This is a genomic window from Streptomyces sp. P5F9 (assembly GCF_057961495.1).
Genome location: NZ_JBXVPZ010001041.1, coordinates 1 through 631, shown reverse-complemented (window position 1 = coordinate 631; position 631 = coordinate 1). Strand labels below are relative to the sequence as shown.

1 pseudogene is annotated in these 631 nt (G+C 75.1%); it reads right to left on the bottom strand.

Annotated elements, in window-relative coordinates:
- Nucleotides 1-631: pseudogene (locus AC31A1_RS52295) on the bottom strand (serine protease); the annotation flags it as partial.

Below are 631 nucleotides of genomic sequence, written 5' to 3'. Positions count from 1 at the left end.
ACCACCAACCGCGCCCCGCTCTCCCGCAACCACTCCTCCGTCCCCCGGGTCCACTCGGCCAGCCGATGCGCCAGCACCGGCGGCATCTCCTCGGGCCCGTCGAGCAGCAACAGCAAGGGCCGCCCGGCGTTACGGGCGACCCGCGCCAGCCGATCGGGACCGACATCGGCCAGGTCACCGAGGTCGTCGAGGTCACCGGAGTCCCCGGGCGGCGAGACCGACGCGGCGACGATCCGTGCCGCCCGCTCCACGGTCCTGCGTGCCGCGTCCGCCACCGACGCGTCACCGTCCCGCAGATCGGCGCCGCGCAGCCACAGCGTGGGAGCGGGTTCCGCACCTCCGTTGCGCCGTGCGGCGAGCGCCGCGAGTTCCGTCGTACGGCCGCTGCCCGGTGCCCCGACGAGCCCGAGCACGGCGGCCGGACTCTCGACGAAGGCGGCGAACTCCCGTACCAGCGACGGCCGTTCAACCGGCTCCACCACACACGCACCGTCGCCGTCCCGCCCGCGGCCGACGAACCCCGCGAGCGCCCCCGGCGGCCCGTCCGACCTCACCGAGGTGGCCGTCAGTTCCAGGACTCCCGCCAGATTGAGGTCGGCGCCGTACGCGGGCACGGTCGCCGAATTCCGTG